Annotated in this window: 20 protein-coding genes; 11 read left to right on the plus strand and 9 right to left on the minus strand. The window is 37.0% G+C overall.

Annotated features, from left to right (window positions below; all coding sequences use genetic code 11):
- Positions 1-4 precede the first annotated feature (4 nt).
- Positions 5-1543, plus strand: coding sequence for a S41 family peptidase (locus tag EK417_RS16895; RefSeq protein ID WP_136522830.1), 1539 nt, complete (start codon positions 5-7; stop codon positions 1541-1543).
- A 41-nt stretch (positions 1544-1584) separates the two neighbouring features.
- Here the strand turns inward: EK417_RS16895 and EK417_RS16900 are convergent, their stop codons facing one another.
- The 4 genes from EK417_RS16900 to EK417_RS16915 all read right to left on the minus strand — a co-directional run bounded on the left by EK417_RS16900 (position 1585) and on the right by EK417_RS16915 (position 4977).
- On the minus strand, positions 1585-2175 hold the full coding sequence (locus EK417_RS16900; RefSeq protein WP_076597294.1) for a hypothetical protein: 591 nt from the start codon (positions 2173-2175) through the stop codon (positions 1585-1587).
- A gap of 13 nt (positions 2176-2188) precedes the next feature.
- Positions 2189-2698, minus strand: a complete 510-nt coding sequence (locus EK417_RS16905; protein WP_136522831.1) for an RNA polymerase sigma factor — start codon at positions 2696-2698, stop codon at positions 2189-2191.
- Positions 2699-2822: 124 nt separating this feature from the next.
- Positions 2823-3182 (minus strand): DUF7716 domain-containing protein, encoded by a 360-nt coding sequence (locus EK417_RS16910; RefSeq protein ID WP_136522832.1) that lies wholly within the window; start codon positions 3180-3182, stop codon positions 2823-2825.
- Between the two features lie 166 nt (positions 3183-3348).
- Positions 3349-4977 carry an NADP-dependent glyceraldehyde-3-phosphate dehydrogenase gene (locus tag EK417_RS16915; RefSeq protein WP_136522833.1) on the minus strand — a complete coding sequence of 543 codons (1629 nt, stop codon included), beginning with the start codon at positions 4975-4977 and terminating at the stop codon, positions 3349-3351.
- A 308-nt stretch (positions 4978-5285) separates the two neighbouring features.
- Here EK417_RS16915 and tpx point away from each other — a divergent pair, with 308 nt between their 5' ends.
- A complete protein-coding gene (gene tpx / locus EK417_RS16920; protein WP_083688905.1) occupies positions 5286-5855 on the plus strand; it encodes a thiol peroxidase in 570 nt (189 codons plus the stop codon).
- A 226-nt stretch (positions 5856-6081) separates the two neighbouring features.
- Here the strand turns inward: tpx and hutU are convergent, their stop codons facing one another.
- Positions 6082-8067: a urocanate hydratase gene (gene hutU, locus EK417_RS16925; protein ID WP_136522834.1), complete on the minus strand. Its 1986-nt coding sequence runs from the start codon at positions 8065-8067 to the stop codon at positions 6082-6084.
- Positions 8068-8312: 245 nt separating this feature from the next.
- Between hutU and EK417_RS21460 the strand changes: the two genes are divergently transcribed.
- Both EK417_RS21460 and EK417_RS16930 read left to right on the plus strand, forming a co-directional pair.
- Positions 8313-8486 (plus strand): hypothetical protein, encoded by a 174-nt coding sequence (locus EK417_RS21460; protein ID WP_228457958.1) that lies wholly within the window; start codon positions 8313-8315, stop codon positions 8484-8486.
- Positions 8461-8751: an endonuclease domain-containing protein gene (locus EK417_RS16930; RefSeq protein ID WP_228457959.1), complete on the plus strand. Its 291-nt coding sequence runs from the start codon at positions 8461-8463 to the stop codon at positions 8749-8751. The genes EK417_RS21460 and EK417_RS16930 overlap by 26 nt, the downstream gene beginning before the upstream one ends.
- Positions 8752-8865: 114 nt before the next feature.
- Here EK417_RS16930 and EK417_RS16935 read toward each other — a convergent pair whose 3' ends face one another.
- The 3 genes from EK417_RS16935 to EK417_RS16945 all read right to left on the minus strand — a co-directional run bounded on the left by EK417_RS16935 (position 8866) and on the right by EK417_RS16945 (position 11210).
- Positions 8866-9159 carry a hypothetical protein gene (locus EK417_RS16935; RefSeq protein ID WP_076597284.1) on the minus strand — a complete coding sequence of 98 codons (294 nt, stop codon included), beginning with the start codon at positions 9157-9159 and terminating at the stop codon, positions 8866-8868.
- Between the two features lie 651 nt (positions 9160-9810).
- Entirely contained in the window at positions 9811-10461 is a 651-nt protein-coding gene (locus EK417_RS16940; RefSeq protein WP_110366870.1) for a protein-L-isoaspartate(D-aspartate) O-methyltransferase, read from the minus strand.
- 101 nt (positions 10462-10562) lie between these two features.
- Positions 10563-11210 carry a hypothetical protein gene (locus EK417_RS16945; protein ID WP_076597281.1) on the minus strand — a complete coding sequence of 216 codons (648 nt, stop codon included), beginning with the start codon at positions 11208-11210 and terminating at the stop codon, positions 10563-10565.
- A 134-nt stretch (positions 11211-11344) separates the two neighbouring features.
- On the opposite strand from EK417_RS16945, the gene EK417_RS16950 reads away from it, so the two are divergent.
- The 7 genes from EK417_RS16950 (at position 11345) to EK417_RS16980 (ending at position 17395) form a co-directional block, all read left to right on the plus strand.
- Positions 11345-12307, plus strand: coding sequence for a Gfo/Idh/MocA family protein (locus EK417_RS16950; protein WP_136522835.1), 963 nt, complete (start codon positions 11345-11347; stop codon positions 12305-12307).
- Positions 12308-12592: 285 nt separating this feature from the next.
- Positions 12593-13042 (plus strand): hypothetical protein, encoded by a 450-nt coding sequence (locus EK417_RS16955; RefSeq protein ID WP_136522836.1) that lies wholly within the window; start codon positions 12593-12595, stop codon positions 13040-13042.
- A gap of 41 nt (positions 13043-13083) precedes the next feature.
- The gene (locus tag EK417_RS16960) at positions 13084-14814 is read left to right on the plus strand and encodes a cellulase family glycosylhydrolase (RefSeq protein ID WP_136522837.1); all 1731 of its coding nucleotides are present in this window, start codon (positions 13084-13086) and stop codon (positions 14812-14814) included.
- Positions 14815-14882: 68 nt separating this feature from the next.
- The gene (gene bla-A / locus EK417_RS16965; RefSeq protein ID WP_136522838.1) at positions 14883-15761 is read left to right on the plus strand and encodes a CGA/CIA family class A beta-lactamase; all 879 of its coding nucleotides are present in this window, start codon (positions 14883-14885) and stop codon (positions 15759-15761) included.
- 31 nt (positions 15762-15792) lie between these two features.
- Positions 15793-16203: a hypothetical protein gene (locus EK417_RS16970; RefSeq protein ID WP_110366875.1), complete on the plus strand. Its 411-nt coding sequence runs from the start codon at positions 15793-15795 to the stop codon at positions 16201-16203.
- Between the two features lie 10 nt (positions 16204-16213).
- A complete protein-coding gene (locus EK417_RS16975; RefSeq protein WP_170872097.1) occupies positions 16214-17110 on the plus strand; it encodes a 3-hydroxybutyryl-CoA dehydrogenase in 897 nt (298 codons plus the stop codon).
- Positions 17111-17155: 45 nt separating this feature from the next.
- Positions 17156-17395 (plus strand): DUF8828 family protein, encoded by a 240-nt coding sequence (locus EK417_RS16980; RefSeq protein WP_002977986.1) that lies wholly within the window; start codon positions 17156-17158, stop codon positions 17393-17395.
- Between the two features lie 48 nt (positions 17396-17443).
- On the opposite strand, the gene EK417_RS16985 is transcribed toward EK417_RS16980, so the two are convergent.
- On the minus strand, positions 17444-17854 hold the full coding sequence (locus tag EK417_RS16985; RefSeq protein WP_047433591.1) for an META domain-containing protein: 411 nt from the start codon (positions 17852-17854) through the stop codon (positions 17444-17446).
- Between the last annotated feature and the right edge of the window lie 392 nt (positions 17855-18246).

Genomic DNA, 18246 nt, shown 5'->3' on the forward strand with positions numbered 1-18246 from the left:
TACATTGAAAAATTATTCGGTAATATTTCTTCTCGCTATTTTTTCGTCTTGTGCTTCTGTACAAAAACACAACGAACAGCGGGCCTCATGTATTCCACCGGAGCAACTTAAAGAGGATGTGGACTTTGCGTATTCAAAATTACAGCAAATGCACCCTCAGTTATACTGGTATATTTCCAGGAAGGAACTGGAGCGTAAATTTGACAGTCTTAAGCAGACCATCAACGAGCCTCTTACTCCTCTTCAGTTTTATTTTAAACTTCAGCCTGTCATTGCCGGAATTCGTGAAGGACATCTTTCCTTGAGAATTCCCAGAAAGAAATTTACAAAAGAGGAAATTAAAAGGCTTGAACACCAAAAAGGAATGTTCAGCCGTTTTGAATATTATATATCTGGAGACCGCATGTATATCATTCAAAACAAAGATTCTATCGAACACATAAAACCTGGAACTGAAATTCTATCAATCGATAATGTTCCTATATCTGATTACATCAGGAAGTACAGAAGCCTGATCAGCAGTGATGGTGATAATACCACTTTCCATCCGTACTTTTTAAAAGATCTGTTCTTTAATTTTTATACTGCGGAAAATGGTTTTGGCAGCAAAGCCACTCTTGAAACCCTTTATAATGGTGAAAAAAGAACGTATACCTTAACCAGAGAAGCAAAATCTGATTCAGACCTTGAAAAGGATAAGGAAATGCAGAAAAAGACTCCCGAAAAGAAGCTGAACGATTATGTAGCTTCGAGTAATTCTTATAACAGAAGCTTCAAGTTTCTGGACAAAGACAGCACTATTGCTTATATTAAGGTGAAAAGCTTTTCAAGGGATTATTCGGATGAGTTTTATAAAAAGACTTTTGCCAGGATCCACCATGCAAAATCTCCCTACCTCATCATAGATGTCCGAAATAATTATGGCGGCTCTTTGTATGAAATCAATAACCTGTATTCCTATTTAGCTGATGAACCGTTTACTCTGATAAAACCCTCTCAGCTAACTTCCAGAAATGCTCCTTTACGCACCAATTATTTCAGAAAAAGTACGCCTTTGGAATATGCTCTTAAAAGTATTGCCTATCCGAGTTACTTTTTTGCACAGACTTTCAGTACTTATAAAAAGGATGGAAAGGTATTCTACAAAATGAAGGCTGACAAACCTACAAAACCTAAAAAGGAAGCCTTTCACGGAAAAGTTTTTGTACTCATCAACGGAGGAAGCTTTTCTGCATCTTCTATTATTACAGCCAAACTTAAAAATGATAAAAGAGCAACACTGGTGGGAGAAGAAACAGGAGGCGCCAATGACGGAACTGTTGCCGGTTTTTATTCCTATCAGAAGCTTCCCAATTCTGAAATAAGATTTCCCATAGGTCTGCTTCTGGTTCAGCCTAATATCAATTTTTCAGACTCACGGAAAGGGGTTGTTCCGGATGTGACCGTTACTGAAAACATGCAGGATATTATTGATCAAAAAGATCCACAGCTGGATTGGATAAAGAACGAAATTGCCAAAGAAAAAGAAAATAAAGGACAGTAATGAATATGGGTTCGGCGGGCTTTCAGCCCGCCGAACTCTTTTTATCTTTTTAATTCTTCCAAAAGATCTTCAATATATTGGATATACCTTCCATAATAGCGTTGATACCAGAACCTTCCAACAAAATAAAGCAAAAATAATCCTGCGGTTACTGTACTAATTAAGATCACTGCAATCTTCAATTCACTCAAAGGCTTTGGCCACGGAATAAACTCCAGGACAATAAGGATCTCACACACAAGAAACGGGGCAAAACTGATGTAATAGGAAAGATAATATTGTTTATTAAGATTGAGCTGCATCACGAGATCTTTCAAAGAATCATAAGTCTTAGGTGCAGGATTACTGATTTCATTATATAGCTTAAAGAACTTACTGAAAAAGAAAACAGTGACAATAAGCATGGAGGCAATCAATACCGTGATGTACAGTTGAAGTTTAAATGGTCTGCATACTGAGCACACCAGAAAAGCAAAGACAAAGATTCCTATCATCCACCAGAATTCCACACGCATATTTTTGCGTATCTTTTCAAGAGGAAGATTCAGTTTATTGCTTTGTTCTATACTTATTTCGGGAGTTTCCTCCACAATATCTTCGTTCCAGGTATTTTTCAATTCATCGATATTCATGGGATTACTGATTTTAATGTTGGTTGGTTTTTATTTGGCTTAAGATCTCTTTAAGTTTATTTTTTGCCCGGTTCATTTTCACTCTTGCATTGCCTTCAGAAATTCCCATCTGTTCTGCAATCTGCTTTCCTGAAAAATCTTCCAGATAATAGAAGATAAAAGCCTTGTCAATAGAATTAAGCTGATGTATTGCCTGATACATTTCAGCCAGGCGTTCTTCTTTACGATCATCATAATCTTCCTGGATAATGATTTGATTAGAAAGATCTTCATGGGCAATAAAGCTTCTTCTCTTTTCTGATTTCAGGAAAATAATAGCGGTATTCAAAGCAATTCTGTATAGCCATGTAGAAAATTCACTTTCACCTCTGAAGCCGGGAAATGCTTTCCATAGCTGATAGGTAATCTCCTGAAAAAGATCATCACGATCATCCTTTTCAGTCATGTACATTTTAGAAATCTTAAACATAATTCCTTTATGCTGTTCAATTTTACGTATAAACTCTTGTTCTAATGAGGTCATAGCTTGTTACTCTATAGAGTTAGTTTTCGTTTAAAAAAATTGTTACAGATTTTTACAAAAGAAATAAAAATAACCTGACATTTTTTATATCAGGTTTATTTATTTTAAGTATGTAATTCTTTTATTATTTAAAATCTAAGAAATCATCTTTTTTCAGATAATGGTTCAGGGCATTAATAAGCTGCGAAGAGGTAACATCAGCACGCTGTCTGAAAGCAAGATCCACCACATCCTGAATATTTTCATCAGAACACATATAGTGAAGCTTGTTATGAAAAACGAAATCAGGTAAGATTTCATGATCATTCCCTCCGATATCCAAAGGATCTCCGATAAAAACTTTCATTTCAGGTTTAAACTCGTCCGTAGAAGAGTAAACCGCATAATTATATTCCGGGTCAAAGGATGCTTTCCTATCCTGTTTATTCTTTACAAGCTCCAGGAATTCTTCTATAGAATACACCTGATTTTTAAAATCATCCATGTGATATTTTTTTACAACTCAATGTTCTAAAGATAGAAATTTTATAGAATACCATCCTATTATAACACAAAACTCTATTTTCCGGCATTAAGTTAAAAAAGTCCTCAACAAACACCTTGGTTTGTTGAGGACTTTTATTTTATGTTAAATACAATACCCGTCAGAATCAGAAAATATAATCAGTGCTTAAAAAGTTGGAATCATGTTCTCTGACGATGGTGTTCAGTAACTCTTTGTTGGAATCTGTAAGCTTTGCAGCCACCAGAGACCGGATAGAGAATGAGCGCAGCGCATCAAATACGGAAAGTGTTCCTTCTGCACTGTCTTTTCTTCCGGTAAAAGGAAAGACATCAGGACCTCTCTGCGCCTGGCAATTGATATTGACACGGCTTACAAGGTTTACAAACGGATCAATGAGTCTCGCTACCTCATGCGGATCTTCACTGAAAATACTTACCTGCATCCCATGGGAAGCATTCACCTGATATTCTATAGGTTCTTCTATATCTTCGAACGGAACAACAGGAATTACAGGACCAAACTGCTCTTCATGGTACAGCTTCATATCACTGTTTACAGGATATACTACTGCAGGAAAAACAAAAGACTCATCTGTATAGCCGCCATTTTTATTCAGCACTGCAGCCCCTTTCTGTAAGGCATCATCAATACATTCTTTCAGATAAGCAGGTTTGTTGACTTCCGGAAGTGGTGTTACCTTCACCTCTTTTTCCCATGGCAGCCCGGCCTTCAGCGCAGAGACCGCAGTACTTAATTTCTCTGTAAATGCCAGCGCCACTTCTTTCTGAACGAATATCAGTTTCAATGCTGTACAACGCTGTCCGTTGAAAGAAAGCGCTCCTAAAATACACTCGCTCACCGCTACATCCAGATCTGCATTTTTAGTAACAATGGCTGCATTTTTAGCATCCAGACTCAGAATAGCTCTTAAACGGTTCACTTTCGGGTGCAGTTTTTTCAGTCCGTTAGCCACTTTACTTGATCCTATAAAAGCCAGCACATTCACCTTTCCGCTTTCCATAACCGGAGTGATAATTTCTGATCCTTTTCCATATAATGTATTCACAGTTCCTTTCGGGAATGCTTCTCTGAAAGCGTTTAATAAAGGATAATGAGCCAGGACACCATGTTTGGGAAGTTTAAACAAAATAGTATTTCCCATGATCAGAGCAGGAATCAGTGTGGTAAAAATTTCATTCAGAGGATAATTGAATGGTCCCATGCTTAAAACCACACCCAGCGGTGCTCTCCTGATCTGTGCAATGGTTCCCTCAGCCTGTTGAAAGCGGGAAGATTCACGATCCAGATCCTTAAGAGCATCAATGGTCTGATTGATATAATCTACAGTACGGTCAAATTCTTTGGTAGAATCGGCCAATGTTTTGCCAATTTCCCACATCAGCAGTCTGATAACCAGATCCCTCTGTTGGATCATCAGATAGACAAATTTCTGCATGCATTTGATTCTTCCTTCCACAGACATGGCAGGCCATTCGCCAAGTCCGTTATCATAGGCTTTTACGCAGGCTTCAAGAACTTCCATAGCCTCGTTCGGACCAATATTCGGGATACTTCCCAGAAGCTTTCTTTCCAATCCGTTTTCTGTGGGGATGCACACCGGAGAATAAATTTCCGTCACATCGCCGTTCCATTCTACCAGTTCCCCATTCAAAAGATAAGTTCTCTGATGGATAACCGGAACTTTATATTCTTCCGGAATTTCGTTTTCTCCTTTAAAAATGTGATGGAATGATGCCATATTTTCTGAAGTCATAAATCTTTCTATTTTTTTATGTGATAAATTTGAAATTGTCTCAAAATTTAAATTATTTGACTTTTGTCATTGACTACGTCGAATCTTCGATTTCTGACGAAGGAAGAATCTTTATTGATTTTTATATGAGATTCTTCATTACATTTTATTTCATTCAGAATCACACCTTTGAAACAACTATATTTTGTAAGATAAAGGTAAAAGTAAATTGTGTGGAAAAAAATAATCTGACCATAGATTCGATCTATTTGAATTAAAATTAATCTTAGCTCCTAAAAAAAGGATAATTTAGCTTAAAAATAAATTTCATGTTTTCAAAATTAGTTTGCGGCACACTGCTATTCTTCTCTGCAGTGGGCTTTGCTCAAAAATCTAAAGCAACCAATACTGTTTTAATGGGCGGGAAAGAAGTTCATACTTATGCCAAATTACCGGCACTGAATAAGCCGGCTCCCCAATTTACCCTTACAGATGTGAATATGAATGATCAGACGCTGGATTCCTTCAAAGGAAGATATGTTATTCTGAATATCTTCCCGAGTGTAGACACTGGTGTTTGTTCAGCTTCTGTGCATCATTTCAATGAAGAGGCTGGAAATCTTCCCAATACTGTAGTCCTTTGTATTTCAAAAGATCTGCCTTTTGCCCAGAAAAGATTCTGCGGTGCTGAAGGAATCAAAAATGTGGTAATGCTTTCAGATTTCCGTTCTGATTTTGGTTGGAACTATGGTGTGGAGCTGGTAGATTCTCCAATGAAAGGGCTTCTGAGCAGAGCCGTTGTGGTGATAGATCCTTCAGGCAAGATCATTTATGAAGAACAGGTACCGGATATTTCTCAGGAACCGAACTATGAAGCAGCCATTGCGGCGGTGAAATAATAAATTACATTAAAATTTAAATAGTTAAGAATATGAAGAAGAAGACCGATGTTCTTAATGGTTCAAAATAAAAAGAGGCAGTCTCAAAAGTGTCATTCTGAACGAAATGAAATGTAGTGAAGAATCTCATATGTTTGGTTATCAATAAGTTTCTTCCTTCGTCAGAATGACACAAGCCAGATTGTTTGACTTTTGAGACAGCCTCTTCTTTGTATCTAAAATGTTTTTACAGTAAATTTTCATCTACCAAATTCGGAAGTGTTACTTTCAGATTGGGTTCTGCTTCCATCGCTCTTTTAATGGCGAAAACAGCGCCTTCGTTTCTTGCCCAGCTTCTTCTTGAGATTCCGTTGTTCACATCCCAGAAAAGCATAGACTTCAGTCTTCTGTCGGCATCATCGCTTCCATCCAGCAGCATTCCGAAACCTCCGTTAATCACTTCTCCCCAGCCTACTCCACCTCCATTGTGGATAGAAACCCATGTAGCTCCGCGGAAACTGTCTCCAATCACATTGTGAATGGCCATATCCGCCGTAAATCTTGATCCGTCATAGATATTGGAAGTTTCTCTGTAAGGAGAATCTGTTCCTGAAACGTCGTGGTGATCTCTACCCAATACCACAGGTCCTATTTCTCCGTTTTTAATAGCTTTGTTGAAGGCCTCCGCAATTTTCATTCTTCCTTCCGCATCTGCATACAGGATTCTTGCCTGCGAACCTACCACCAGTTTATTTTCCTGTGCTCCTTTGATCCACTGGATGTTGTCTTTCATCTGCTGCCGGATCTCTTCAGGAGAGTTTTTAACCATTTCTTCCAACACTGCACAGGCAATATCATCCGTTTTCTGAAGATCTTCCGGATTTCCGCTGGAACATACCCAACGGAACGGCCCGAAACCATAATCGAAACACATAGGTCCCATAATATCCTGTACATAACTCGGATATTTGAATTCTCTTCCCAATGTTGGATTTTCTGTCATTACATCAGCTCCGGCTCTGGAAGCTTCCAGTAAAAAGGCATTTCCGTAATCGAAGAAATACGTTCCTTTTGCTGTATGTTTGTTGATGGCTGCAGCATGTCTTCTCAATGTTTCCTGAACTTTTTCTTTGAATAGTTCAGGGTTTTCAGCCATCATGGTATTGGATTCTTCAAAACTTTGTCCTGCAGGATAGTAGCCTCCCGCCCAAGGATTGTGAAGTGAAGTCTGGTCTGAGCCAATGTCTATTCTTAAATCTGCCTGATCAAATTTCTCCCAAACTTCAACAATATTTCCAAGGTAAGCCAAAGACACGGTTTCTTTGTTCGCCTGTGCTTCTCTTACTCTTTTTACCAATGCATCAAGATCTTCATGGATTTCATTCACCCATTTCTGGTCATGGCGGATTTTTGTGATCTTAGGATTCACTTCTGCACATACGGTTACACAGCCCGCAATATTTCCTGCTTTTGGCTGAGCTCCACTCATTCCTCCTAATCCTGAAGTAACGAAAAGGCCTCCTTTCGGTTCTTTTTTGATTTTTCTGAAGGCATTTAATACCGTAATCGTTGTTCCGTGAACAATCCCCTGAGGACCGATATACATATAACTTCCCGCTGTCATCTGTCCGTATTGGGTAACGCCTAATGCATTGAATTTCTCCCAGTCATCCGGTTTTGAATAGTTCGGGATCATCATACCATTCGTTACAACCACTCTTGGCGCGTCTTTATGAGACGGGAACAATCCCATAGGATGTCCTGAATACATCACCAATGTCTGGTCATTATTCATTTCCGACAGATACTTCATGGTCAGCAGATACTGTGCCCAGTTTGAGAAAACAGCTCCGTTTCCACCATAAGTAATCAGTTCATGAGGGTGCTGTGCTACGGCATAATCCAGGTTATTCTGAATCATCAGCATAATGGCTTTGGCCTGCTCAGACTTTCCGGGATAATCTGTGATAGGTCTTGCCTTCATTTCATAATCCGGACGGAAACGGTACATATAAATCCTACCGTAATCTTCAAGTTCCTGCTTAAATTCAGGAATCAGTTCTGCATGAAACTTGGGATCGAAATAACGTAAAGCATTCTTCAATGCCAGCTTTTTCTCTTCTTCTCCTAAAATTTCTTTACGCTTCGGAGCATGGTTGATATTGGTCTCGTACGGTTTCGGTTGTGGCAGCTGATCAGGAATCCCCTGCTGTATCTGTTCTTGAAATGTCATATTACTATTTAAAGGTCTATGTTTTAAACAATGTTTGAAGTTTTAAAGATATTCAAAATAGGAAATATAGGCAAGTGGTGAAAGGAAGAATGGTTTAAGGTTTAAGCAAAATTACAAAATCTATAAATCAACCAATATTTGATATTAAATACTATATTTGAATAAATGTGCCTCAATTCCCCTCTCTCGGAGGGGTGGATTTTAAAGTGTAAGCTTTAAAAGACAGGGTGGTTAAAAACACAATAATGAAAGAAACCCTCACCTCCATCAACGGAATTCCCATCCGTAGGAATTTCGTTGAGAATCTTCCCTACAATCCCTATTTAAAAGTATTATTAAAAGAAAAGCGTAAAGCCCGGATCTTAGGTGAAGTGATCTTCTGGAAGAAAGTCCGTGCAAAAAAAATTTCATACCATTGATTTTGACAGACAAAGGATTATCGGAAATTATATCGTTGATTTTTATGTAAAAACGCTTGGGCTCATTATAGAAATAGATGGATCAAGCCATGATGAAAAGCAGATTTATGATGGGATAAGAGAGGAATATCTTGAATCTTTGGGACTTTTGGTTTTCAGAATCAGTGATTTTGGTGTAAGAAATAATCTGAGTCTGGTGATGAAGGAATTGGAGGATTTTATTGTGCTTCACTATGGAACCACCCCGTCTTCAAAAATTCTTTAATTTTTGAATCCATCCCTCCTAGAGAGGGGAATTGCCGTTACCCATATGAGTCGTTATTCAACATAAAAAAACCTTACTGAAATTCAATAAGGCTTGTTTTCGTATCGTCAAAATTTAGGTTAAAACATCATCGTTTTCTTCTTCGTGGTCATCTTCATTATCGCTGAGACTCCAGTAATTGTTTTCTTCATCTTCTGCTCCTATTTCTTCCATTTCATCATCGTCCTCAGCTCCGGGGATATCTAAGCCTTTATCTATTTTATCGTCATCAAAATCTTCATTCAGAATAGGATTTCCGTCTCCATCAAGCGGAATATGTTTTTCTTTCTGGAAAATATCTTCATCAGGATTATAATCCATCTGTTCCAGCTTTCTGTTTTGTTCATTAATATTGTCTTCCGGTATCATGATAGTGTTATTTAAGGGTTTACATACTTAAAACAAAAATAATTCCAAGTTATGCTGAATAATCAGAATATACTTCAGGATTTGCACAATGCGGCATTTTCTTATTTTCTTTCAATAGCGATAATACTTCCTTCGGTCATCCCCGCCATCCTGTTTCGGGCTTCAGCAGCAGAAAATCCAAAAAATAAGATTCTCCTCAGATATGCGTTCCGGGTGGGCAACATCCAGACCTGTTTCTTTCAGCATTTCAATTCCTGTTTCCGGAATTCTTTTATTGATAAAAACTTTTATTGTTCTGTTATTTAATGATTTTAAATAAAAAAACCTCACTCGCAAAAAGTAAGGTTATTGAACTTTAATATTAAAAAAATTATCTCTTTTCATCTGAATGTTTGATTCAAGATCTATTTATTTTTTGTGATGGTGATTTATACAGAGGGCTTTAATTCCATCAATTTTCATTCCGAAATGGATTAAAAGATTTTAAATTTTGATTAAAACAGATGAATTTTATATTTGAAAACAGGTTCTCTAAAAGTCAAATTATCTGGCTTTTGCCGTTCTGACTGAGAAAGAATCTTATTGACTAAGCAGTATGAGATTCTTCATTACATTGCATGCAGAATGACACACTCTTTAGAAATCTTCTTACTATTGATTCGTATTACCAAGCATCGGAACAAATTTATACGCTCCAAATTCTTCTTTTTCAAATTCTGTAGGGCCTACTTTGGTAAATCTGTATAAAACCTGCTCATCCGTTGGTCCTAATGGAATCACCATTATTCCCCCTATATTCAGCTGTTTTAAAAGTTCTGTAGGCAGTGTGGAAGCACCACAGGTTACGATGATTTTATCGAAAGGAGCAAAAGTGGGAAGTCCCGCAAAACCATCTCCAAAACTCTGAAATTTTGGAAACAGATGAAGTTCTCTGAGTTTCTTTTTGGAAAAATCAAACAGATCTTTCTGCCTTTCTACAGTATATACATGAGCTTTCATCGCCATTAAAACGGCAGTCTGGTATCCGCATCCTGTTCCGATTTCCAATACTTTTTCACCTGGTTTTACCTTCAGCAGTTCAGACTGTTCCGCTACCGTGGAAGGATGGGAAATAGTCTGGTGTGCCAGAATGGGAAATGCTCTGTCTTCATAGGCAAAATCTTCAAAAATACTTTCGATAAAAAGGTGTCTCGGAACTTCACTCATTGCCGAAAGTACATTTTCGTCTGAAATTCCAATCCTGTTTCGAAGATACTCAACTAAAATCTTTCTTTTTCCTTTATGTACAAACGAATCCTGCATTTGACAAAAGTAAGAAATTAGAAATTAGATTTCAGAAATTGCAGCAAAGAATTATCCACAAAAAATAAGCAATCAAAAAATGGCAGCTTTATACTTGTTACTTAATTCCATTTTATAGGATAAGGTCCGTAAAACGTGCTAAAGGTATTATCAGCACATCTTTTTCTGACAAAAAAGTTGTAGGTCTGGGTTTTACTTAATCCCGTGTAGACGGCTTTTTGGCCTGTCATTGCTAATTGTCCACTCGCAGGTGGCGCAGAACTTATCGTCAAAACAGTTTCATACGCAGAAACGCCATCGTTATCCCAGGATACCGCAGCATCAAAAGTAGAAGAAAGCGCGGAGGAAGTTGTTTTGGTATAAGTTGCATACGCTGGCTGTACACAAGTTGTCGTATTACCCGCCAAAACAGTAATAGGTCCCGCCCAGTTACTTCGTCCATTGTCTATTCCACAATTTTTCCTCACATAAAGATCATATTTATTATTCTGATAGAGCGGGAGGCTATAGGAATTTTTGTAGGTAACCACTGTAGTTCCCTTTCCCAAAGTGAAACCTTGCTCTCCATACTGCACTTCATAATACCCTTCGCCCATGGTGTTCATATTCCAGGAAAGGGTGTTGCTTACTTTTTCAAATGTCAAATTTGTGGGTGTTCCACATTGAGCCTGCGGGTCATACGGACTATCTCCTATACATGCTGCAGTAGATAATCCAGCCATAAGTACAATCGAAATTATTCTTTTCATCGTTATTTTTCAGACCGTTAATTTACTGTAATTTCTTTAATGAATGGATGCCTTTAATCTAGTGCATTTCCAAGTAAAAAGTCATGTATTTTATAAATGTACATTCACTATATTTACAAAAATTTAATACAGCTATGTTAAAAGCAGGTTTGGTAGGTGCCGGACACTTGGGAAAAATACATTTAAAACTTCTTAATCAGTCAGATAGATATGAATTTGTAGGTTTTCATGATAAAGATGTTGAAAACGGAAAGAAATTAGAAGCCGAATTCGGATATCAATATTTTGAAAATTTTGATGAATTGCTTGAGCAGATTGACATGCTTGATATTGTCACTCCAACTGTTTATCATTATGACTATGCTTTAAAAGCCATTGATAAAGGCCTTCATTTCTTTATTGAAAAACCGGTAACCCAGACTCTTGAACAGGCAGAAGAAATTCTTCGTTTGTGCCAGGAAAAAGGAATCAAAGCACAGGTAGGACACGTTGAAAGATACAATCCGGCTTTTATTGCTACCAAGGAATATATCAGCAATCCGATGTTTATTGAAATCCACAGACTGGCAGAATTTAATCCACGTGGTACGGATGTTTCCGTAGTATTGGATCTTATGATTCACGATCTTGATATTTTATTAAGTATTGCTAAATCTAAAGTGAAAAATATTCACGCAAGCGGCGTTTGCGTAGTAAGCAAAACTCCGGATATTGCCAATGCGAGAATAGAGTTTGAAAACGGATGCGTTGCCAATCTTACGACTTCCAGAATTTCTATGAAGGCGATGAGAAAAAGCAGATTCTTTCAGAAAGATGCTTATATTTCCGTTGATTTCCTTGAGAAAAAGGCTGAAGTAATCAGGATGAAGGATGCTCCTGAAAGCCCTACTCCATTTGATATGATTATTGAAAATGCAGAGGGAGAAAAGAACCAGATTCTGTTTGAATATCCGAATATACAGCCTAACAATGCTATTCTGGACGAATTAAATTCTTTCGCTGATGCGATTACTGGCGACAAAAATGTAGAAGTTTCTCTTGAAGACGGAACTGAAGCGTTGAAGGTGGCTTTAGAGATTATGAAACTGATCAGTTAACATGAAAATAAAGTCTGCACTATTTTTGGCAGCAATCACAATGCTATCTTGTAATCAAAAAAAAATGGTTATAAGATAGATTGTGATGATCAAAAAAAGCAGGCACAAAATGATTTCAATTATAAAAAGTATACCTGGACCAATTTTTCAGGCTTAGGCTATGATTATCTGGGTGAAAAGGAATTTATAGAGCTTCTGAACAAGAATCATATAAAAACGCAGCAAATTCCCATATCTTGCGTAAGATTTCCGAATGATCAGTATGAAAACTGCCGGGAAATCGAGATGAACAGACTTATTTTAGAAAGATTTGGAAAGAAATTTATAGACTCATTGCGTTTTACGGCGAAACAATTATTTATAAAAAATAATCCCGATGAAATATTTTCATATGAACAATGCGATAATATTTCGCGCTATCCTAACTCTACCGTAGACAATCAGTTTGAAAAACTACAAACTGATTATCTAAAAAAATTTCCTACTCCCCAAGGATATAAATCAAAAAAGGAAAAGTTTTATTCCTACACTTCAGCTTCTTTTATTATTACTAAAAACGGAAAAATTAAGGATTTATCAGTAAAAAGTGAATTTCAAAACAAAAAAAACAATATATTTGAAAAACAATTCAATAAACAATTGAAAGATTTTGTTTTACACACGCAATGGATTCCTGGCAGAATAAATGGTCTGAATGTAGATTCTTACTATGATGCCAACATTCAGTATGACTAATTTCTAAAAAATTCCTATTATTTTAAATCATCGAAATTACTATGAAAAGAGCCGTTCTATTATCCGCATTTTTATTGTCTCAATTTGGGACATCACAATTACTGAAGACTTCGGGACAGAAAATCGTTAATGATAAAGGTGAAGATATTCAGTTGAAAGGCCTTGGGCTGGGTGGCTGGATGCTTCAGGAAGGATATATGCTGAAAACTGCTGATTTTGCTGGTCCTCAGTATAAGATTAAGGAAAAGATTGCCGAATTAATTGGTGAAGACGGAATGAATGAGTTCTACAAAGCTTATCTGAAAAACGGAATCACAAAGCAGGATATCGACTTTCTGGCCAAAGCAGGATTCAATTCTATAAGATTGCCGATGCATTACAATCTTTATACCCTTCCTATTGAAAAAGAGCCTGTAAAAGGAAAAGATACGTGGCTGGAGGAAGGTTTTAAAATGACAGATGATCTTCTTCAATGGTGCACCGATAACAAAATATATTTGATTCTGGATCTTCATGCCGCTCCCGGAGGTCAGGGAAATGACGCTAACATTTCTGATAATGATAAATCCAAGCCTTCACTTTGGGCCAATGAAGAGAATCAGAGAAAAACTGTAGCGCTGTGGAAAAAACTGGCGGAAAGGTATAAAGACAATCCATGGATTGGAGGGTATGATCTTATTAATGAACCTAATATTAATTTCACAGGAAAGAACCCCAATGGTACGGATGAAATGTCCAATGCTCCGCTCTGGAAGCTTCAGAAAGATATTACAGCAGCCATCAGAGAGGTTGATAAAAAGCATATTATTTTCATTGAAGGAAACGGCTGGGGAAACAATTATAACGGACTTCCGGCTATCTGGGATAACAACATGGCTTTCAGCTTTCATAAATACTGGAATTACAATGATGATCAAACCCTTCAATTTGCCCTTGATCTCAGAGAGAAGCACAATATGCCGATCTGGCTTGGGGAAACCGGCGAGAATTCCAATGTATGGTTCACTGAGCTTATTCAGCTTTTGGACAAACACAATATAGGGTATGCCTTCTGGCCGATGAAAAAGATTGATAATATTGCAGGAGTTACCAATGTAAAAATCACGCCTGAATATGGAAAATTATTGGATTACTGGAAAAACGGAGGTGAAAAGCCTTCTAAAGGGTATGCTAAAAAAGCTTTACTACAGATTGCAGACAACTATAAACTAAACAACACTGAGATTAAAAGAGATGTGATTGATGCCATGTTCAGGCAGATTACAGATGCTACTACAAAACCGTTCAGAAACCATCAGGCACCGGGAAGAATATACGCTTCGGAATATGATCTGGGAAGAATGGGCTCTGCCTATCTTGATAAGGATTTCATCAATCTTTGGGTAAGTGATCCGGCCAAAAGATCGGAATGGAACTCCGGACAGCAGATGAGAAATGATGGGGTGGATATTTATAAATGTAATGATAAAGTTACCAATCAGTATTATGTAGGAAAAACAGAAACCGGAGAATGGCTTCAGTACACGGTTCAGTCCAAAGGAGACAGAAATTATGCAGCAGACATCAGATATTCGGCGGCTAATCCTTCTAAAATAAGAATTGAAACAGCTTCCGGAAAAGTTTTAGCGACGGTTTCACTTGCATCAACAGGAGGAAATGAAAACTGGAAAACGGTTTCAGCCCAAAATATCACCTTACAGAAAGGAGAAAACAAAATCAGAATTGTCTTCGAAAATGATGGGGCGAACCTTAATTATTTTGAGTTGAAATAACAGGAATTTATCTTAAATTGCAAATCCCTTTTAGGCTTCTAAAAGGGATTTATTTTAACTGCATTTCTATGAAAAAAATAACCTTCGTTCTTCTTTTGGTTTCGGCATTTGCTTCTGCTCAGAAATCAGCTCTGGATCAAAAAATAAATTCAATAATAAAGGATAAAAAAGCTACCGTAGGAGTATCTGTTCTGAGTTTTGAAAGTAATTTTAAATACAGCAAAAACGGTGATAAAAAACTCCCTTTGCTGAGTGTATTCAAATTCCACCTGGCCAGTACTGTGCTGGATATGGCAGACAAAGGCAAATTTTCAACAGATCAGAAATTTTTAATAAAAAAATCCGACTTACTTGAAAATACGTGGTCTCCTTTACGCGAAAAATATCCGGAAGGGAATATTGAGCTTTCTTTAGGAGAAATTATTAAGTATACAGTAGCTCAGAGTGATAATAACACTTGTGATTTTCTTTTAAGACTTATAGGAGGCCCCAAGGTTGTTCAGCAATTTATGGATTCTAAAGGGGTGAAAGACCTTCAAATTAAGTATACTGAGGATGATATGCATAAAGACTGGAAAAATCAATATGGAAATGAAAGCAGCACCAACTCCACTGTAGTACTTTTAAAAAAATTCTATGACGGAAAATTACTTTCCAAGAAATCCACAGATTTCTTAATGCAAATTATGCTCGCTACCACAACAGGAACTAATAAAATTGTGGAACAGCTGCCCAAAAGAACACCTGTTGCCCATAAAACAGGCTCTTCCGGAAAGCCCGATAACATTCTTACAGTAGCAGAAAACGATATGGGAATCATTACTCTACCCAACGGAAAACATTACGCAATTGCCATATTTGTAAGCAATTCCACAGAAACAGAAAGGGTAAATACGAGAATGGTTTCCGATATTTCGAAGATCGTTTGGGATAATTTTAATAAATAAAATATTAAGCTTATTTTTAAAGCGATTTAACATGAAAAAAATAATAATAACAACGGCTCTATTCGCTTTCACATTCTTTTACGCTCAGAAGAATCAGAATTATTTAGAGATCAGCTACGGAAGCGTATGCTGTGGCCCTGCATCTGATAAACCTGTGATGAGCTTTCTGAAAGAATTTAAGAATAAAAGCCAGATAAAAAGCATGGAAGTCCTGATCCAAAAAGGCATGGGAAGAGAAGGCGAATTTACGTTATACGTTGGCACAGACTTCCTCACAAAAAATCAGAAAAAACGATTGATAAGAGGATTAACGGCTACTGTTTCCAACCAGAACAACAGTAAAAAAAGTCAGAGTATAGGAAATGTTACTTTTGATTCAACAGCTGTTGTCACACAATCTGACCTTACGGAGGTAAAAAATTTAACTATCTATAAAAAATAAAGGAAAAATGATCAAAAACATTGTAGTTATCGGAGCGGGAACCATGGGGAATGGTATTGCACATACTTTCGCACAGAGCGGTTTTAAAGTAAATCTTGTAGATGTATCCCAGGAAGCTTTGGACAGAGGTTTAAAAACCATTACTACCAATCTTGACAGAATCATTGCAAAAGGAAATCTTACAGAGGAGCAAAAAGCTGAAACTTTAGGCAACATCACTACTTTCACAGCATTGAACGATGCTGCGGGATCTGCTGATCTTATTGTAGAAGCTGCTACAGAAAACCTTGATCTTAAACTGAAGATCTTCGGTCAGATGGATGAGCTGGCTCCTGCCAACTGTATCCTTGCAACCAATACTTCTTCTATTTCTATCACAAAAATTGCTGCAGCTACTAAAAGAGCTGATAAAGTAATCGGTATGCACTTCATGAACCCGGTTCCTATTATGAAACTGGTAGAAATCATCAAAGGATATTCTACGTCTAAAGAGACTTTTGATGCCATTTATGAAATGAGTAAAACCTTGGGTAAAGTTCCTGTAGAGGTGAATGACTATCCTGGTTTTGTGGCGAACAGAATTTTAATGCCAATGATTAACGAATCTATCGAGACACTTTACAACGGAGTGGCTGGTGTAGAAGAAATTGATACGGTAATGAAACTGGGGATGGCTCACCCGATGGGTCCGCTTCAGCTGGCAGACTTTATTGGTCTTGATGTATGTCTTGCTATTCTGAACGTTATGTATGACGGTTTCAAAAATCCTAAGTACGCTCCGAACCCATTGCTTGTCAATATGGTGACAGCCGGAAAACTGGGTGTAAAATCAGGAGAAGGGTTCTATGATTATTCTGAAAGCAAAAAAGCTGAAAAAGTTTCAAAAATGTTTTTGAAGTCATCTTAAATCAATAATTTTAATTATCTTTGAGAAAGTTAAAACATTAAAAAAATGAAATTACCAAAGTTTTTATTAGCAGATAATTCGGAATTTCCAGAGGATCTATTCGTGGTTCATACAGAATATCCAAGATTTATCTTAAACGTTGAGGAAGAAGAAGTTGAGTGGTTAGATGATCTTGAAGGTGATGATGAAGAAACGATGGCAGACGAGGCTACTAAAGTAGTAGAAGCAGCATTCAAATGGTGCGATGAAGAGTTGGCTAAGTACGATGAAGAAGAGGAAGATTAATAACACTCTAAACATAAAAAAGGAACTCTATTGAGTTCCTTTTGTTTTTTATTCTGATTTAGTGAATTTCAATAGTAAAAGATTGTCTTTGTACAATTCTAAAGTATTTCCGGAAACCACATATTTATTAGCTTTTCCCATCATATCCATAAAATTCTGCTCTACTCCGATGTTGCTGCACATCATTTTTGTGGATCCCATTTGTCCGGCTGTAAAACTTCCTGTAGAAGGATCAATTGTAGCCGTTCCGAAATAGTTATTACATCCTGCATTTCCAGTGATCTTTTCTCCTTCAATATTCAATGTTGGAACTTTACCTTTTACCGTTTCAGCCAATGTCCATTTTGTGCTGGCAAGAGCAGGCTGAGCTTTTCCCACTTTAGATGCAGACGGGCTTGTCATAGATCCACATGAAGCCAAAACTGCAGCTGTACATATACTTAAAAAAAGATTTTTCATTTTTTTCTTTTTGAATTAACCCAAATTTACGGAAATTATATTATTTAAACGGGTTGCAATGAATTTTATTATTCTTTAACAGTTGATATTTTGAATAATTTTCAGAGTTATTTTTACACTGTTGATAATCAAAAAAAGGCTTGAAAGCGTTAAGACATAAGAGCTTTATCTGTCCTAAAGTTGTAGCGTTGCCTTTGTCATTCCGAAGGAATCTATACTATAACTGGTTTATAAAATATATTGAGGCATCTACGGAGTGACAAAGACTGTGGATAGATTGTTTTTATACAAAATTTCCATTTTAACACGAATAACACTAATATTTTCACTAATATCACTAATGCGATTCAATATGAACGGGCTTCAGCCCGTTTGTTTAAAACACAAACAGA

The sequence above is a fragment of the Chryseobacterium candidae genome (assembly GCF_004916905.1).
GTDB classification, from domain to species: Bacteria; Bacteroidota; Bacteroidia; order Flavobacteriales; family Weeksellaceae; genus Chryseobacterium; species Chryseobacterium candidae.